Source organism: Micromonospora sp. BS32, from assembly GCF_059089345.1.
In genome coordinates this window covers 50064-66292 of record NZ_JBSSHR010000022.1, presented here as the reverse complement: position 1 = coordinate 66292, position 16229 = coordinate 50064, and the positions used below count along the sequence as shown (strand labels likewise).

General features: G+C 73.6%; 13 protein-coding genes. 1 reads left to right on the top strand and 12 read right to left on the bottom strand.

Translation table 11 applies throughout. The features are described from left to right. Positions 1 to 7: 7 nt before the first annotated feature. Genes AC5RWQ_RS25685 through argC form a run of 7 tightly spaced genes read right to left on the bottom strand, consistent with a single transcriptional unit; the run spans position 8 to position 6970 of the window. Positions 8 to 1213, bottom strand: coding sequence for an argininosuccinate synthase (locus AC5RWQ_RS25685; protein WP_494285209.1), 1206 nt, complete (start codon positions 1211 to 1213; stop codon positions 8 to 10). Continuing rightward, positions 1210 to 1725: an arginine repressor gene (locus AC5RWQ_RS25680; RefSeq protein ID WP_494285208.1), complete on the bottom strand. Its 516-nt coding sequence runs from the start codon at positions 1723 to 1725 to the stop codon at positions 1210 to 1212. The genes AC5RWQ_RS25685 and AC5RWQ_RS25680 overlap by 4 nt, the downstream gene beginning before the upstream one ends. Beyond that, the gene (gene argF, locus AC5RWQ_RS25675; protein ID WP_494285207.1) at positions 1722 to 2648 is read right to left on the bottom strand and encodes an ornithine carbamoyltransferase; all 927 of its coding nucleotides are present in this window, start codon (positions 2646 to 2648) and stop codon (positions 1722 to 1724) included. The genes AC5RWQ_RS25680 and argF overlap by 4 nt, the downstream gene beginning before the upstream one ends. Continuing rightward, positions 2645 to 3892 (bottom strand): acetylornithine transaminase, encoded by a 1248-nt coding sequence (locus AC5RWQ_RS25670; RefSeq protein ID WP_494285206.1) that lies wholly within the window; start codon positions 3890 to 3892, stop codon positions 2645 to 2647. Before AC5RWQ_RS25670 ends, argF begins: the two co-directional genes overlap by 4 nt. Beyond that, entirely contained in the window at positions 3889 to 4803 is a 915-nt protein-coding gene (gene argB / locus AC5RWQ_RS25665; protein WP_494285205.1) for an acetylglutamate kinase, read from the bottom strand. Before argB ends, AC5RWQ_RS25670 begins: the two co-directional genes overlap by 4 nt. After that, positions 4800 to 5972, bottom strand: a complete 1173-nt coding sequence (argJ, locus tag AC5RWQ_RS25660; protein WP_494285204.1) for a bifunctional glutamate N-acetyltransferase/amino-acid acetyltransferase ArgJ — start codon at positions 5970 to 5972, stop codon at positions 4800 to 4802. The genes argB and argJ overlap by 4 nt, the downstream gene beginning before the upstream one ends. Continuing rightward, positions 5969 to 6970, bottom strand: a complete 1002-nt coding sequence (gene argC / locus AC5RWQ_RS25655) for an N-acetyl-gamma-glutamyl-phosphate reductase (RefSeq protein WP_494285203.1) — start codon at positions 6968 to 6970, stop codon at positions 5969 to 5971. The genes argJ and argC overlap by 4 nt, the downstream gene beginning before the upstream one ends. 281 nt (positions 6971 to 7251) lie before the next feature. On the opposite strand from argC, the gene AC5RWQ_RS25650 reads away from it, so the two are divergent. Next, positions 7252 to 9006: a beta-1,3-glucanase family protein gene (locus tag AC5RWQ_RS25650; RefSeq protein ID WP_494285202.1), complete on the top strand. Its 1755-nt coding sequence runs from the start codon at positions 7252 to 7254 to the stop codon at positions 9004 to 9006. Between the two features lie 49 nt (positions 9007 to 9055). Here the strand turns inward: AC5RWQ_RS25650 and AC5RWQ_RS25645 are convergent, their stop codons facing one another. From AC5RWQ_RS25645 to pheS, 5 genes are all read right to left on the bottom strand, one after another. After that, complete coding sequence (locus AC5RWQ_RS25645; RefSeq protein WP_494285201.1) at positions 9056 to 10081, bottom strand: NAD-dependent epimerase/dehydratase family protein; 1026 nt, start codon at positions 10079 to 10081, stop codon at positions 9056 to 9058. An 8-nt stretch (positions 10082 to 10089) separates the two neighbouring features. Next, positions 10090 to 10887, bottom strand: coding sequence for a glycosyltransferase family 2 protein (locus tag AC5RWQ_RS25640; RefSeq protein ID WP_494285200.1), 798 nt, complete (start codon positions 10885 to 10887; stop codon positions 10090 to 10092). After that, complete coding sequence (locus tag AC5RWQ_RS25635; protein WP_494285199.1) at positions 10884 to 12095, bottom strand: nucleotide sugar dehydrogenase; 1212 nt, start codon at positions 12093 to 12095, stop codon at positions 10884 to 10886. Before AC5RWQ_RS25635 ends, AC5RWQ_RS25640 begins: the two co-directional genes overlap by 4 nt. 264 nt (positions 12096 to 12359) lie before the next feature. Beyond that, entirely contained in the window at positions 12360 to 14906 is a 2547-nt protein-coding gene (gene pheT / locus AC5RWQ_RS25630; RefSeq protein ID WP_494285198.1) for a phenylalanine--tRNA ligase subunit beta, read from the bottom strand. A gap of 39 nt (positions 14907 to 14945) precedes the next feature. Beyond that, positions 14946 to 16028, bottom strand: coding sequence for a phenylalanine--tRNA ligase subunit alpha (pheS, locus tag AC5RWQ_RS25625; RefSeq protein WP_494285197.1), 1083 nt, complete (start codon positions 16026 to 16028; stop codon positions 14946 to 14948). Positions 16029 to 16229: the final 201 nt, after the last annotated feature.

Below are 16229 nucleotides of genomic sequence, written 5' to 3'. Positions count from 1 at the left end.
CCCATGCTCAGGAGCCACCCAGCCGGGCGTCCCGGGCGGCGGCCATCTTGCTCGGCAGGCCCCAGAGCTGCACGAAGCCCTTGGCGAGGGACTGGTCGAAGGTGTCGCCGGTGTCGTAGGTGGCCATGCCGAAGTCGTAGAGGCTGGCCTCGGAGCGCCGGCCGGTGACGGTGGCCCGGCCGCCGTGCAGGGTGAGCCGCACCTCGCCGGAGACGTGCCGCTGGGCGTCGTCGATGAACGCGTCCAGGGAGTTCTTCAGCGGCGAGAACCAGAGGCCGTCGTAGACCAGCTCGCCCCAGCGCTGGTCGACGCCGCGCTTGAACCGGGCCAGGTCCCGCTCGACGGTGACCGCCTCCAGCTCCTGGTGGGCGGCGATCAGCGCGATCGCGCCGGGGGCCTCGTACACCTCGCGGCTCTTGATGCCGACCAGCCGGTCCTCGACCATGTCGAGCCGGCCGACGCCCTGGGCGCCGGCGCGCCGGTTGAGCTCCAGGATCGCCTGGTACGGGGTGACGGTCTCGCCGTCGATGGCGACCGGGTTGCCGGCGTCGAAGGTGATCACGACCTCGTCGGCGTCGCGCGGCTCGGCCGGGTCGGACGTGTACGAGTAGAGATCCTCGATCGGGCCGTTCCAGATGTCCTCGAGGAAGCCGGTCTCCACGGCCCGGCCCCAGAGGTTCTGGTCGATCGAGTACGGCGACTTGGCCGACACGTCGATCGGCAGGCCCTTCTCCTCGGCGAAGGCGATGGCCTTGTCCCGGGTCCAGGCGAAGTCGCGGGCCGGGGCGATGATCTTCAGGTCGGGGGCGAGCGCGTTCAGGCCGACCTCGAAGCGGACCTGGTCGTTGCCCTTGCCGGTGCAACCGTGCGACACGATGGTGCCGCCGTGCTTGCGGGCCGCGGCGACCAGGTGCTTGACGATCAGCGGCCGGGACAGCGCGGAGACCAGCGGGTAGCGGTCCATGTAGAGCGCGTTGGCCCGCATCGCCGGCAGGCAGTAGTCGGCGGCGAACTCGTCGCGCGCGTCGACCACCTCGGACTCGGCGGCGCCGCAGTCCAGGGCGCGCTGCCGGATGGCGTCGAGGTCCTCGCCGCCCTGGCCGACGTCCACCGCGACCGCGATGACCTCGGCGCCGGTCTGCTCGGCGAGGTACGGAATGGCCACGGAGGTGTCGAGACCTCCGGAGTAGGCAAGGACGACCCGCTCGGTCATGGTGTGGTGCTCCCTTCAACGTGTTCTTCCCGGTGGGCCCACCCGGCGAGCTTGTCGCCGAGCGCGGCCCCGCCGGCGGCCTCGCGGGCCACGACGAGGATGGTGTCGTCGCCGGCGATGGTGCCGACGATCTCGGGCAGGCCCGCTCGGTCCAACGCGCTGGCCAGGTAGTGGGCTGCGCCCGGCGGGGTGCGCAGTACGGCGATGTTGCCGCTGGAGTCGACCCCGTTGAGCAGTTCGCGCAGCAGCCGGACGAGCCGGGCCGGGGCGGCCTCGGCGTCGCGCAGCGGGCGCTGGCCGTCCTCGGGGATCAGGTAGACGCCGCGCCCGTCGCCGCCGCGCGCGGTGACCGCGCCCAGCTCCTTGAGGTCGCGGGAGAGGGTGGCCTGGGTGACCTGGATGCCGTCGCCGGCGAGCAGGTCGGCGAGTTCGGTCTGCGAGTGGATCGCCTTGTCGCGGATCAGCTCGACGATGCGGCCGTGCCGGGCGGCACGGGTCAGCGGGGCGGTCATGCGGTGGCCTCCAGGAGATACGTCAGCAGCGCCTTCTGGGCGTGCAGGCGATTCTCCGCCTGGTCGAAGACCGCGCTCCGCGGCCCGTCGAGCACCTCGTCGGTGATCTCCTCGCCCCGGTGGGCGGGCAGGCAGTGCAGCACGATCACCTCCGGCCCGGCGTGGCTGAGCAGCGCGTCGTTCACCTGGTACGGCAGGAACGGGGTGATCCGGTCGAGGCCGTCGTCCTCCTGCCCCATCGACGTCCAGGTGTCGGTGGAGACCACGTCGGCGTCGCGGACCGCCTCGACCGGGTCGGTGAGCGCCCGGACCGATCCGCCGGTGCCGGCGGCGATCTTCTCGGCCCGGGCCACGATCTGCGGATCGGGCTGGAAACCGGCGGGGCCGGCGATCCGGACGTGCATCCCGGCGGTCGCCCCGGCCAGCAGGTACGAGTGCGCCATGTTGTTCGCCGCGTCGCCGATGTACGCCAGGACCCGGCCCCGCGTGCCGCCGCAGTGCTCACGGACGGTGAGCAGGTCGGCGAGGAGCTGGCAGGGGTGGTAGGTGTCGGTGAGCGCGTTGATCACCGGCACCGTCGCGCCCTGGGCGACCTCGGCGATCCGGTCGTCGCCGTGGGTACGCAGCACGATGGCGGCGACGTAGCGGGAGAGCACCCGGCCGGCGTCGGCGAGGGTCTCGCCCCGGCCGAAGTGGGTGACCTGGGTGTCCACCACCAGGGGGTGGCCGCCCAGCTCGGCGATGCCGGCGTCGAAGGAGATCCGGGTGCGCAGGCTCTGCTTGTCGAAGAGCACCGCCACCGAGCGCGGCCCGGCCAGGGGCTGGAACGCGAACCGGTCGGCCTTCATCCGGGCCGCCAGATCCAGCACGGTGGACTGCTCGGCGGGGGTCAGGTCGTCGTCGCGCAGAAAGTGCCGGATCATGCGTCGACCTCCGTGCTGAGCGGGCTGGCGGTGGCGGCCCCGGCAGCGCGGTCGTCCGCGTTGGTGGCGGACGATGCCGGGGCCGCCGCGTCGAGGGCCGCCGGGAGGGCGGTGAGGAAGGCGTCGACCTGGGCGGCGGTGAGGATCAGCGGCGGGGCGAGCCGGACCACGCCGGGCTGTACCGGGTTGACCAGGAAGCCCGCCTCGCGCAGGGCGGTGCTGACCGGGCCGGAGACCGGCGCGGTGAGCACGATGCCGAGCAGCAGACCGGCGCCGCGCACCTCGGCGACCAGCGGGTGGCCGAGCGCCTCGACGCCCCGGCGCAGCCGCTCGCCGACCCGCTTGACGTGGTCGAGCAGCCCTTCGCTGGCGATGGTGGCGACCACGGCGAGCGCGGCGGCGCAGCTGACCGGGTTGCCGCCGAAGGTGGTGCCGTGCGAGCCGGGGGCGAGCAGTTCGGCGGCCCGCCCGAAGGCGAGGCAGGCACCGATAGGCAGCCCACCGCCGAGCCCCTTGGCCAGCGTCACCACATCCGGCTCGACACCCTCGGCCTGGTGTGCGAACCAGTGCCCGGTACGGCCGACGCCGGTCTGCACCTCGTCGAGGACGAGCAGCGCGCCGTGCCGGGCGGTGATCCGCCGCGCCTCGGCCAGGTAGCCGGCGGGCGGGACGACGACGCCCTTCTCACCCTGGATCGGCTCGAGGATCACCATCGCGGTCGCGTCGGTCACCGCGGCGGCCAGCGCGGCGACGTCGCCGTACGGCACGTGCGTGACGTCGCCCGGCAGCGGGCGGAACGGGTCGGCCTTGGTCGGCTGGCCGGTGAGCGCGAGGGCGCCCATGGTCCGGCCGTGGAAGCCGCCCTCGGTGGCGACCACGTGGGTACGCCCGGTGAGCCGGGACAGCTTGAACGCGGCCTCGTTGGCCTCGGCGCCGGAGTTGGCGAAGAAGACCCGGCCGGGCCGGCCCGCCAGGGCCAGCAGCAGCTCGGCGAGGGCCACCGGCGGCTCGGCGACGAAGAGGTTGGAGACGTGCCCGAGGGTGGCGACCTGCCGGGAGACGGCGGCGACCACGGCCGGGTGGGCGTGCCCGAGGGCGTTGACCGCGATGCCGCCGAGCAGGTCGACGTACTCCCGGCCGGCCTCGTCGACCACGACGGCGCCGGAGCCGGAGACCAGCGCCAGCGGCGGGGTGCCGTAGTTGTCCATCAGGGCCGCACCCCAGCGCTCGACCAGTGTGCTCATTGCGCGCTCACGACCATCGTGCCGAATCCTTCCGAGGTGAACACTTCCAGCAGCGTGGAGTGGGCGACCCGGCCGTCGACGACGTGCGCGGCGGGCACTCCGTGGCGCACCGCCCGCAGGCAGGCCTCCATCTTGGGGACCATGCCCGACTCCAGGGACGGCAGCAGCTTGGCCAGGTCATCGGCGCTGATCTCGCTGACCAGGCTGGTGGTGTCCGGCCAGTCGGCGTAGAGGCCGGGCACGTCGGTGAGGACGACCAGCTTGCGGGCGTCCAGGGCGACGGCGAGCGCGGCCGCGGCGGTGTCGGCGTTGAGGTTGTGCAGCACCCCGTCGACGTCCGGCGCGACGGTGGAGATCACCGGGATCCGGCCGGCCGCGATGAGGTCCGCGACGGCGGAGACGTCCACCGACTCCACGTCGCCGACCTGCCCGACGTCGACGGGGAGCCCGTCGACGTAGGCGGGGCGGCGCACGGCGGTGAAGAGGCCGGCGTCCTCGCCGGAGAGACCGACGGCGAACGGGCCGTGCGCGTTGATCAGCCCGACCAGTTCCCGGCCCACCTGCCCGACGAGCACCATCCGGACCACGTCCATCGCCTCGGGCGTGGTGACCCGCAGGCCGCCCTTGAACTCGCTGGCGATGCCGAGCCGACCGAGCATGGCCGAGATCTGCGGCCCGCCGCCGTGCACGACGACCGGCTTCAGGCCGGCGTACCGCAGGAAGACCATGTCGGCGGCGAAGGCGCGCTGGAGTGCGGGGTCGACCATGGCGTTGCCGCCGTACTTGACCACCACGGTGGCACCGGAGAAGCGGGCCAGCCACGGCAGCGCCTCGATCAGCGTCTCGGCCTTGACCTGGGCCCGGGTGAGGTCCGCGGAGAGGCTCCGCTTCGCTGCGTTGCTCGCGCTCATGTGGAGTACGCCGAGTTCTCGTGGACGTACGCGTGCGACAGGTCGTTGGTCCAGATCGTCGCCGCGGCGTCGCCGGCGTGCAGGTCGATCCGGATCGTGACGTCCCGCCCGGAGAGGTCGACCTTGGAGCGGTCCTCGGCGGCGGCGCCGGAGCGGCACACCCAGATCCCGTTGACGGCGACGTCCACCCCGTCCGGCTCGAAGGCGGCGGTGGTGGTGCCCACGGCGGCGAGGATCCGGCCCCAGTTCGGGTCGTTGCCGAAGAGCGCGGTCTTGGCCAGGTTGTTCCGGGCGATCGCGCGGCCGACCTCGACCGCGTCGTCCTCGTCGGCCGCGCCGACCACGTCGATGGCGATCTGCTTGGTGGCGCCCTCGGCGTCGGCGATGAGCTGCTGGGCCAGGTCGTGGCAGGCGGCGGTGACGGTGGCGGTCAGCTCGGCCTCGGTGGGCTCGACGCCGGAGGCGCCGCTGGCCAGCAGGAGCACCGTGTCGTTGGTGGACATGCAGCCGTCGGAGTCGATCCGGTCGAAGGTGACCCGGGTGGCGGCGCGCAGCGCCGCGTCGAGCGCCTCGCCCCCGGCCACCGCGTCGGTGGTGAGCACACAGAGCATGGTGGCCATGGCCGGGGCGAGCATGCCGGCGCCCTTGGCCATCCCGCCGACGGTCCAGCCGCTGCCCCGCACGACGGTGGTCTTGGGCCGGGTGTCGGTGGTCATGATCGCTTCGGCCGCCGCCGTGCCGCCGTCGCGGGCCAGGCCGCGGATGGCGGTGCGGACGCCGGGCAGCAGCTTCGGCATCGGCAGCCGCTCACCGATCAGGCCGGTGGAGCAGACCGCGACCTCGCCGGCGCCGAGCATCCGCCGGGGGCTGCTGGCGGTGAGGGCGGCGGCGGTGTGCTCGGCGGTGGCGTGGGTGTCCTGGAAGCCGGCGGGGCCGGTGCAGGCGTTGGCGCCGCCGGAGTTGAGCACCACGGCGCGGACCACGCCACCGCGGACGACCTGCTGGGTCCAGAGCACCGGCGCTGCCTTGACCCGGTTGGCGGTGAAGACGCCGGCGACCCCGGCGTCGGGGCCGTCGTTGACGACGAGGGCGATGTCGGCGGCGCCGCTGCTCTTCAGTCCGGCGGCGACGCCGGCCGCCCGGAACCCTCTGGGGCTGGTCACTGTCATGGCGCGACTCCGAAGGTCGACAGGCCGGTGGTCTCGGGGAGGCCGAGCATCAGGTTGGCGTTCTGCACGGCCTGGCCGGCGGCGCCCTTGCCGAGGTTGTCGATCACGCTGACCACGATGACCCGGCCGGAGTCGACGTCGACGCATGCCTGCAGGTGGCAGGTGTTCGCGCCGGCGGTGGCGGCGGTGTGCGGCCACGCCCCCTCGGGCAGCACGTGCACGAAGGGCTCGTCCGCGTACGCCCGCTGCAACAGGTCGCGGGGGTCGGCGTCGCCGGTGGGGACCGCGGTGACGGTGGCCAGAATGCCGCGCGGCATGGGGGCCAGCACCGGGGTGAAGGAGAGGCTGGTCGCCCCGGTGGCCTGCTTGATCTCGGGCACGTGCTGGTGGGCGCCGACCTTGTACGGGGACAGGTCGCCCATCACCTCGCTGCCGAGCAGGTGGGGCTTGGCGGCCCGGCCGGCGCCGGAGGTGCCGGAGGCGGCGACCACCACCACGTCGGCGGGGAAGACCGCGTCGGCGGCGATCAGCGGCGCGAGCGCGAGGGTGGTGGCGACGGCGTAGCAGCCGGTGCTGGCGACCCGGGTGGCGGCGGCGATCGCGGCCCGCTGGCCGGGCAGCTCGGGCAGGCCGTAGGTCCAGGCTTCGGCGTGCGGGCCGCCGTAGTAGCGGGCCCACGCGTCGGCGTCGTGCAGCCGGTGGTCGGCGCCGAGGTCGACCACCTTCACCGTCTCGGGCAGGTCGGCGGCGAGCGCCGCCGACTGGCCGTGCGGCAGCGCCAGGAAGACCAGGTCCGCGTCGGCCAGGACCGCGGGGCTGGTCGCCCCGAGCACCAGGTCGAGGCCGGCGAGCTGCGGGTGTACGGCGGCGACGGGCTGGCCGGCCTGGGCGTGCCCGGTGGCCGCGACGAGGTCGAACTCGGGGTGCCCGGCGATCAGGCGCAGCAGTTCGCCGCCGGCGTACCCGCTGGCTCCCGCTACCGCGACTCGGATGCCCATACTCACCTCCGCATGACTATGCAGCAAAGGCTAGTCGGGACGGCCCGCCTCTGCAAGTTCATGCATCGCACTGCATGGACATGTCGAGGTGATCCGGGCCACCGCCTCCCCGTCGATTGACAGCGACGCATGCGTCGCCCATGCTGAGAGAGCGCTCTCACAGACGGCATTCCGCCCGTGTCGGCGCATTCCGACCAGCATCCCGGCCACCCGCCACCACCGCCCGCGCGGCACGCCGGCCCGATTCCCCGCCCGTGCCCCGGGCGAGAAGGAGTTCCGCGTTGCGCACCCGAACGCGATGGACCCGCGCCCTGGTGGCGCTCGTCCTGACGACCGTCACCTCCGTCGGCACCGCGGCGACCCTCGCCCGGGCCGTCGGCCCGTCCCCGCTGCCGCTCACCGTCACCAACCACACCGGGCGGCCGGAGGCCGTCCACCTCTACGTGCTCGGGGTCGACCTCGGCTCCGGGCGGCTCGGGTACGTCGACGCCGCCGGGACCTTCACCCCCTGGCCGGCCGGCGGCCTGCCGCCCACTCCCGCCCCCGACGTGGCGATCCCCGGACCGGCCGAGGGCGGCAGCAGCACGCTGCGGATCCCCCGCAACCTCTCCGGCCGGGTCTACTTCTCCTTCGGCGACAGGCTCCGCTTCGCCCTCACCCCGGACGGGCTCGTCCAACCCGCGCCCTGGGCGGCCGGCGACCCCAACCGGGACATCCTCTTCGACTGGTCCGAGTTCACCTACAACGACGCCGGCCTCTGGCTCAACAGCTCCCAGGTCGACATGTTCGCCGTCCCGCACGCGGTGAGCGTGACCGGCGCGGACGGCGCCACCCGCCGCACCGGCGAACTCGTCGGCGGTGGGCGACCCGGGGTGATCGACGCCGTTCGCGCGCAGCCCGGCTGGGGCGGTTCGGTCCAGACCCGTGCCGACGGGACGGTGCTGCGGGTCCTCTCCCCCGGCAAGGCCGCCGACGCCGGCCTCTTCGACGCCGGCTACCTGGACCCGTACATCGCACAGGCCTGGCAGGCGTACGCCACCCGGACGCTGACCGTGGTGCCCTTCGCCGACCGGCCCGACGTGCGCTACCTCGGGCGGACCACCGGCACCACGATGAACTTCACCGACGGCTCCGGCCGGCAGGTGGCCAGTTTCACCCGCCCGTCCAGCGCCGACGTGTGGGACTGCGACGGGACGCTCGCCGCACCGAACGACCTGGTCGTCGGGCCGGTCGCCCGGACGCTCTGCGCGGCGCTGCACCGCGGCACCCTCGGCACGATCGACACCCAGCCCGGCGGCGGGCCGGCCGACTTCTACCAAGGCGAGCTGACCAACCACTACTCGCGGATCATCCACGCCGCCATGCGCGACGGCCGGGCGTACGGCTTCGCCTTCGACGACGTGCAGGCCCAGGAGTCCCTGGTGCACGACGGCGATCCGCGCGCCGCCGGCATCGAGCTGAGCCCGTTCGGCGTCGGCGGCACCCCGCCGCCCAGCCCCACGCCGACGGCCACCGCCAGCCCCACGCCGAGCCCCACGCCGACCGGCACGCAGGGTGACCAGCCGCTGGACCCGATCCGGTACCTGTCCGCCGACGGGACCCTCACCGGGACCGCCGGCCCGGCCGGCGCGCTCACCCTCGCGGCGGCGAACGGCAACCACGACGGCAGCCCGGTGAACGCCCGAACCTTCACCGCGCGGGGCCTCACCGGCCGGTACACCGGCGGGGCCACCGCCTTCGACCTCACCGTCGACGCCGGGACGGCGGTGGGCGACGGGGTGCAGGCGCGGGTGTCGTACGACCTCACCGGGGACGGCACCGTCGACCGGGTGGAGACGTACGCGTACTTCGCCACCGACCCGGTGCCCGGTGGGGAGCACTACCGGCAGACGCAGGGCATCCGCTCGGCCAGCGGCGCGCTCGGCGACCTGACCGGCGGCACCGTGACGATCGAGGTGTGGAACGCCATCGGCGCCACCCCGACCAGCCTGGCCGTCGGCGAGGCCGCCCGGGTGGACCTGCCCTTCACCGGCTGAGACCGCCGCGCCCCGGGTGGCCGCCACCGCCCGGGGCGCGGCGCCGGTGTCAGAGCCGGCCCTCCTCGACCGCCCGGGTCACCCACGGGATCACCTCGTCGAGCATCACGTCCAGCGGGGTGGTGGCGGTGAAGCCCAGCACCTCGAGGGCCTTGGTCACGTCCGGCACCCGCTTCTGCACGTCGTACTCGAAGGGGTCGTCGGAGACGTGCCGGAACGGCACGTCCGGGCCCTTGATCTTGGTCCAGATCAGCTCGGCCAGCTCCAGCACGCTGGTCGACTCGGCGGTGGAGAGGTTGAAGTCGTCGTTGACGGCGGCCGGGTGCTCCACCGCGGTGGCGATGCCCCGGGCCAGGTCCCCGCCGTAGGTGTAGTGCCGCACCTGGTGGCCCTCGCCGAGGATGTGCAGCGGGTCCTGCCCCTTGACGATCTTCTGCACCAGGTCGGGCACCACGTGCGACATCGCCAGCTTCACGTTGCCGGAGAGCACCTCGGCCTGGCCCAGCGCCCGCCCCTCGCCCACGCCCACGCAGTTGAACGGCCGGACGATCGTGTACGGCAGCCGGTACTGCTCCCAGGCCGCCCGGGCGTAGTACTCCACGGCCAGCTTCTGGAAGCCGTACGACGACAGCGGCGGCGGGATGCGCCGCTCGTCGCCCTCCCGGCTCGGCCAGTGCTCCGTCGACTCGAACACCATCGACGAGGAGAGGTAGGTGACCTTCGACAGCGAACCCTCGCGGTGCGCCCGGATGGCCGCGTCGCAGGTGGCCGCCATGATCCGCTCGTTGGTGGCGAGCAGGTCGTAGGCGTAGGCGTGGAAGTAGGAGATGCCGCCGATCATCGCCGCGCCGGCCACCAGGTGGTCGCAGCCGTCCAGCAGCTCGGTGAGCAGGTCGACGTCCCGGGCGTCGCCCTCCACGAAGTGGAACTTCGGGTGGTCGTCGTAGCTGTGGGTGACCGGACCGTACTTCGAGAAGTTGTCGATCCCGACCACCTCGTGGCCCCGACCCAGCAACTCCTCGACCAGGTAGCCGCCGATGAAACCGGCCGAACCCGTTACCAGGACCTTCGCCACGTGCGCTCCTATGCGGTCTTCTCGTACTCGGTGCTGTCCCGCGCCGGGCGCGGCGCCGGCACCGCCGCCGCGGTCGCGGTCGCGCGGGCGGCCAGTTTCTCCCGGCTCAGCCGTCGACCGTAGGCGAAGAAGTACCACCGCAGGTAGCCGGGGAGGAAGCGGCCCAGGTCGAAGTGGGACTCGCCGAGCGGCCGGTCCAGCCAGATGGTGGGGATCTCGGCGACCGGCAGCCGCAGCCGGGTGGCCTTGGCGGTCAGTTCCAGCCCGATCTCGAAGCCGGTCCGCGACTCGATGCCCACCTCGCGAACGAACCGCGTGTCGTAGGCCTTGAAGCTGTTGGTGGCGTCCCGGGTGCCGACCCGGGCCAGGGTGTAGAGGCTGCGCCCCGCCCAGCGGGACATCATCCGCTTCAACCGGGGGCCGCCGACCTGCTGGCCGCCCGGCATGTAGCGGGACGCGGCGGCGACCACCACCCCCCGGTCCACCAGTCGGGCCAGCTCGTCGATCTGGCGCGGGTCGTCGCAGCCGTCGGCCATGGTGACCACCACGACCGGGGCCAGCGCGGCGTCGATGCCGAACCGGATCGCGTTCGCCGGACCCCGGCCGTACGTGTTGAGCACCGCGCGCACCCGGGAGTCGGTGCCGGCGATCTGCTCGACGTACGGGACGGTGGTGTCCTCCGGCATGTCGTGCACGATCAGCACCTCGGCCGGGAGCAGCATCTCGCGCAGCACCCGCTCCAGGCAGCGCAGGATCGCCTCGCCCTCGTTGTAGACCGGCACGATCACCGAAACCCGTGGCCTCACACCCGCACCCCCGTCCCGGTCAGGCCCCACATGTCGATCACCGGCTTGTCGGTGTCCAGCCGGGCGTACTGCTCGTGCGGGGCCGCGATCACCAGCAGGTCGGCCCGGGCCAGCACCTCGTCCAGGTCGAGCAGCCGGTCGTCGACCACGTACGGGTCGGTGCAGAGCGTCTCCCGGGTCTTCAACGCCAGGATCTTGCGCAGCTTGTACGCCAGGCTCTCCCGCGGGTCGTCCGAGCCGCCCTTGAAGGCCATCCCGAGGATGCCCACGGTCAGCTCGGACAGGTCGAACCGGTCCTCCAGGCGGGACACCAGGTAGAGCGGCAGGCCCTCGTTGATCAGCATCGCCGAGTGGCCGAGCACGAAGTTGTTCCGGTTGAAGGCTGCCAGCTGCATGGTGTCCTTGAACAGGCACGGCCCGGCGGCGAAGCCCGGCATCGGCAGGTCGGCCGCGCGCGGGTACTCGTGCGCGACGGCGTGCCGGATCCGGGCGAAGTCCAGCCCGAAGTCGTTGGCCATCATCCAGAACTGGTTGGCGGTGGCGAACTTGATGTACCGCCAGGTGTTGGTGAACAACTTCGCCAGCTCGGCCTCCTCCGGTTCGAGGGGGACGATCTCGTCGGTCAGGTGCCGAAACAGCTTCTCCGCGCGGGCCAGCGCGCCCGGCGTCCGCGCGGCGACGATCTGCGGCAGCGTGAACAGCTCGGTCATCGCCCGCCCCTCGGCGATCCGCTCCGGGCAGAACGCCACGTCGGCGCGGATGCCCTTGCCGGCGAGCAGCTTCTCGGTCAGCGCGGTCACCCCGGGGTAGACGGTGCTGCGCAGCACCACCAGCTGCCCGTCACGCAGGTGCGCGGCACAGCGGTCCAGGGCCCGGGGCACCGCGCCCAGGTCCGGGTTGAGGTGCTCGTCGACCGGGGTACCGACCACCACGACCAGGTGCTCGGCGCCGCCCACCGCGACCGGGTCGGTGGTGGCCCGGAGCCGGCCGGTGGCGACCGCCTCGGCCAGCGCCTCCGCCGCGCCGGGCTCGGCGAAGGGCAGCGTGCCGGCGTTCACCGTCGCGACGGCGTCGGCGTTGATGTCGTACAGCACGACGGAGAGGCCGCGGGAGGCGAACGCGATGCCCAGCGGCAGACCGACCCGACCGCAGCCGCCGACGATGCAGACGTCGACGGAGAGCGGCGGCGGCCCCGTTTGCTCGGACATGACTGGACTCCCGTGGGGGTGGCGGGGGGTGTGATCCCGGCGATAGCCGGAATCCAAGCAGGTTAACCGCTCCCAGGTGACCGGTGGGTAGCCGAAAGCGTCGTGGCCGTTGCCCATTCGGCCGATGCTGTGACGGACGGTGCCGGCCCGCTCACGATCCCGGGTCGAGCCGACGCGGGACGTGCCCCGGCCGATCCCGGGCACCGCGCGCGGAAGGGCCCCTTCCTGCCCACGAGGTGGCAGGAGGGGGCCCTTCCGCGGCGGTCAGGCGCCGCGCAGGGTGGCACCGAAGCGTTCCGCGGCGACGGCGACCGCCGCGTCGCGGGCGGCCACCGCCTCCTCCACGGTCAGCGTCCGGTCCGGGGCCCGGAAGGTGAGCTTGTACGCCAGCGACCGGCGACCCGCGCCGAGCTGGGGCGAGGCGTACACGTCGAAGAGCCGGACCCCCTCGAGCAGCTCGCCGGCCCCGTCGACCAGGGCGTTGCGCACCTCGGCCGCCGGCACCGACTCGTCCAGCACCAGCGCCACGTCGATCAGCGCCGGCGGGAAGCCGGAGATGGTCGGCGCGGGCCTCACCGGCGCGGGCGGCAGCGCGTCCAGGTCCAGCTCCATGGCGCTGGTCCGCTTCGGCAGCTCCAACGTCGCCACCACGGCCGGGTGCAGCTCGCCGGCGTGGCCGACGACGGTGCCGTCGACCAGCAGCGCGGCGCAGCGACCCGGGTGCCAGGGGGCGTACTCGGCGGCGCGCACCTCGATCAGGGACTCCGGGATGTCGGCGGCGGCCAGCACCGCGCGCCCAGCCTCCACCGCGTCCGCCCAACCGGCCGCCCGGCCGGCGCCCCACCAGCCGGCCGGCTCGATGTCGCCGGCCAGCACCACGGCGACGTGCCGGGGCTGGTCGGGCACCACCGCGTCGGCGGCGGCGAACTCGGCGTCCGTCGGGCGGCGGTCCACGCCCATCGCCGGCGGGCTGCCGACGCCCGGACGCGGGTGGAACACCGCGCCGATCTCGTAGAGCGCCAGGTCGCGTTGTCCCCGGCCCAGGTTGCGCTTGAGGATGCCGAGCAGCGGGCCGAGCAGCGTGGTGCGCAGCTGCGGCTCCTCCTCGGAGAGCGGGTTGGCCAGCCGCACCGCCGGGCGACGCGGGTCGTCGGCGGGCAGGCCGAGCTGGTCGGCCAGCTCCGTCGCCGCGAACGGGTGCGCCAGCACCTCTACGTAGCCGCGCTCGGCCAGCGAGCGGGCGACCGCCCGACGGCGACGCTGCTCGGCGGTCAGGCCGCGCCCGGCCGGCGCGGTCGGCAGCACCGACGGGATCCGGTCGTACCCGTCGAGGCGGACCACCTCCTCGACCAGGTCGGCCGGGTCGGTGAGGTCGGGCCGCCAGGTCGGCGGGGTCACGGTGAGCACGTCACCGGTGCCCGCCCCCACACCCACCTCGCCCGGGTCCTCGCCCAGCCGGTCGGCGCCCCGAACGACGGTGCAGCCGACCTGCTCCAGCAGGGCGACCACCCGCTCGGCGGAGTAGCTGACCCCGATCCGCCGGGACGGCAGGTCCGCCGGGAGGATCACCGGGGACATCGGCCGGACGTGGTCGAGGTCGAGGATCTCCGCACCGACGGCGCCGCCGCCGTGCGCGGTGAGCAGCCGTACCGCCCGCTCCAGCGACACCAGCGGCAGCGCCGGGTCGACCCCGCGCTCCCAGCGCTTCGCCGCCTCACTGAACAGCTTGTGCCGGCGGGCGGTGCGCCCCACCATCGCCGGATCCCAGTGCGCGGCCTCGAAGAGCACGTTGGTGGTGCCGCCGACCACTTCGCTGGTCTCACCGCCCATCACCGCGGCCAGCGAGATCGGCCCGGTGTCGTCGCAGATCACCATGTCCTCGGTGGCGAGGGTACGGGCGACCCCGTCCAGGGTGGTCAGCTTCTCCCCCGGCTCGGCCCGGCGGACCACCAGCGGCCCGGTGATCCGGTCGGCGTCGAAGGCGTGCATCGGCTGGCCCAGTTCGAGCATCACGTAGTTGGTGATGTCGACGGGCAGCGAGATGCTGCGGATGCCGGCCACGGTGAGCCGCTGCTGCATCCAGCCCGGCGTCTGCGCGGTCGGGTCGATCCCGCGCACCATCCGGGCGGCGAACCGGTCGCAGCCAACCGTGTCGCGCACCTGCACCGGGTACGCCGGCTCGGCGGTCCCGCCGGGCGCGGGCGCCAGGGCCGGGTCGCGGAACGGCACGCCGAGCGCGTGCCCCAGCTCCCGGGCGATGCCGCGCACGCTCAGCGCGTACCCCCGGTCGGGGGTGATCTCCAGCTCGAGCACGACGTCGTCGAGCCCGACGACGGGCCGCGCGTCGTCGCCCGGCCTGGCCGGGGTGTCTTCGGGCAGCACGATGATGCCGGAGTGGTCGTCGCCGAGGCCCAGCTCCTTCGCCGAGCAGATCATGCCGGCGGAGGTGTGCCCGTACGTCTTCCGGGCGCCGATGGCGAAGCCCCCCGGCAGCACGCCGCCGGGGAGGATCACCACGACCCGGTCGCCCTGGGCGAAGTTGCGCGCCCCGCAGACGATCTCCTGCAGCTCACCGGTGCCGTTGGCGTCGCCGACGTCGACCCGGCAGTACCGGATCGGCTTCTTGAACCCGGTCAGCTCCTCGATCTCACGGACCTCGCCGACCACCAGCGGGCCGGTGACCGTGGCGCGCAGGTCCACGATGGACTCGACCTCGATGCCGAGGTCGACCAGCGCCTGCTCCAGATCCTCGGCGGGCAGGTCGGCGGGGAGGTCGACGTACTCCCGCAGCCAACTGACAGAAACTCGCATGACTCAGACCACCGTCTCCGTTGTACGTACCCGCATCGCCTACGCCGTCCCGGTGCCCAGCGCCCGGGTGAACCGGACGTCGCCCTCGAAGAGGTCCCGGATGTCGCTCACCCCGTGCCGGACCATCAGCGTCCGGTCGATGCCCATGCCGAACGCGAAGCCCGAGTAGACCTCCGGGTCGATGCCACAGGCGCGCAGCACCCGCGGGTTGACCATGCCGCAGCCGCCCCACTCGACCCACTGGGGACCGTCCCGGTGCTCGGGGAACCAGACGTCGAACTCCGCCGACGGCTCGGTGAACGGGAAGTAGTGCGGCCGCCAGCGGGTCTTCGCGCCCTCGCCGAACATCGCCCGGGCGAAGTGGTCCAGGGTGCCGCGCAGGTGCGCCATCGTGATGCCCTTGTCCACCACCAGCCCCTCGGCCTGGTGGAACACCGGGCTGTGGGTGGCGTCGACCTCGTCGGTGCGGTAGACCCGCCCCGGCACGATCACGTAGATCGGCGGCTTGCGGGTGAGCATCGTACGGGTCTGCACCGTGGAGGTGTGCGTACGCAGCACCAGACCGGAGCTGTCGGCGCCGGCCGGCGGGGCGATGTGGAAGGTGTCCATCAAGCCGCGCGCCGGGTGGTCCGGGGGAATGTTCAGCGCGTCGAAGTTGGTCCACTCCAGCTCGACCTCGGGACCCTCGGCCACCTCGTAGCCCATCCCGACGAAGAGGTCGCTGATCTGCTCCATCAGCAGGTTGAGCGGGTGGCGGGCGCCACGCGGGTGGCGGTCGTACGGCAGGGTCACGTCGACCCGCTCCTCGACCAGCACCCGGGCGGCCTGCTCCCGCTCCAGCACCTCGGCGCGGGCGGCGTACGCGGACTCGATCGCCCGGCGGGCCTCGTTGACCCGCTTGCCGGCGTCGGACTTCGCGGCCGGCGGCAGCGCGCCGATCTCGCGGCGGGCCAGCGACACCGGCGCCCGGTCACCGAGGTGCGCGGGGCGCAGCGCGGTCAGCGCGTCGGGGTCGGCGGCCCCGGCGAACGCCTGCTCGGCGGCGGCGACGGCCTCGGCCAGGGCGGCCGGGTCCAGCAGGGCGACCTGCTTCGGGTCGTACGGATCGTTGCGGTAGCTCATGGCGTACGGGCACTCCCTCACGGCGGCGCCGGCCCTTCCGGGCGGCTAGGCGAGTCTACGGACGCGCGGCTGTGCCGCAGCCCGCCGGTGGGAGTTACGCGCAGGAGGAAGGGTCAGGCCCGCCGCCCGCCGACACCGGCGGGCTGGCTAAACGAACGCCGTGGCGCGTTCATCATCGGACGACTCCCCTGTGTTGCGTGT

Coding starts and splice junctions, on each gene's coding strand:
- AC5RWQ_RS25685 (WP_494285209.1), bottom strand. CDS start 1,213: ATGACCGAGCGGGTCGTCCTTGCCTACTCCGGAGGTCTCGACACCTCC.
- AC5RWQ_RS25680 (WP_494285208.1), bottom strand. CDS start 1,725: ATGACCGCCCCGCTGACCCGTGCCGCCCGGCACGGCCGCATCGTCGAG.
- argF (WP_494285207.1), bottom strand. CDS start 2,648: ATGATCCGGCACTTTCTGCGCGACGACGACCTGACCCCCGCCGAGCAG.
- AC5RWQ_RS25670 (WP_494285206.1), bottom strand. CDS start 3,892: ATGAGCACACTGGTCGAGCGCTGGGGTGCGGCCCTGATGGACAACTAC.
- argB (WP_494285205.1), bottom strand. CDS start 4,803: ATGAGCGCGAGCAACGCAGCGAAGCGGAGCCTCTCCGCGGACCTCACC.
- argJ (WP_494285204.1), bottom strand. CDS start 5,972: ATGACAGTGACCAGCCCCAGAGGGTTCCGGGCGGCCGGCGTCGCCGCC.
- argC (WP_494285203.1), bottom strand. CDS start 6,970: ATGGGCATCCGAGTCGCGGTAGCGGGAGCCAGCGGGTACGCCGGCGGC.
- AC5RWQ_RS25635 (WP_494285199.1), bottom strand. CDS start 12,095: ATGTCCGAGCAAACGGGGCCGCCGCCGCTCTCCGTCGACGTCTGCATC.
- pheT (WP_494285198.1), bottom strand. CDS start 14,906: ATGCGAGTTTCTGTCAGTTGGCTGCGGGAGTACGTCGACCTCCCCGCC.
- pheS (WP_494285197.1), bottom strand. CDS start 16,028: ATGAGCTACCGCAACGATCCGTACGACCCGAAGCAGGTCGCCCTGCTG.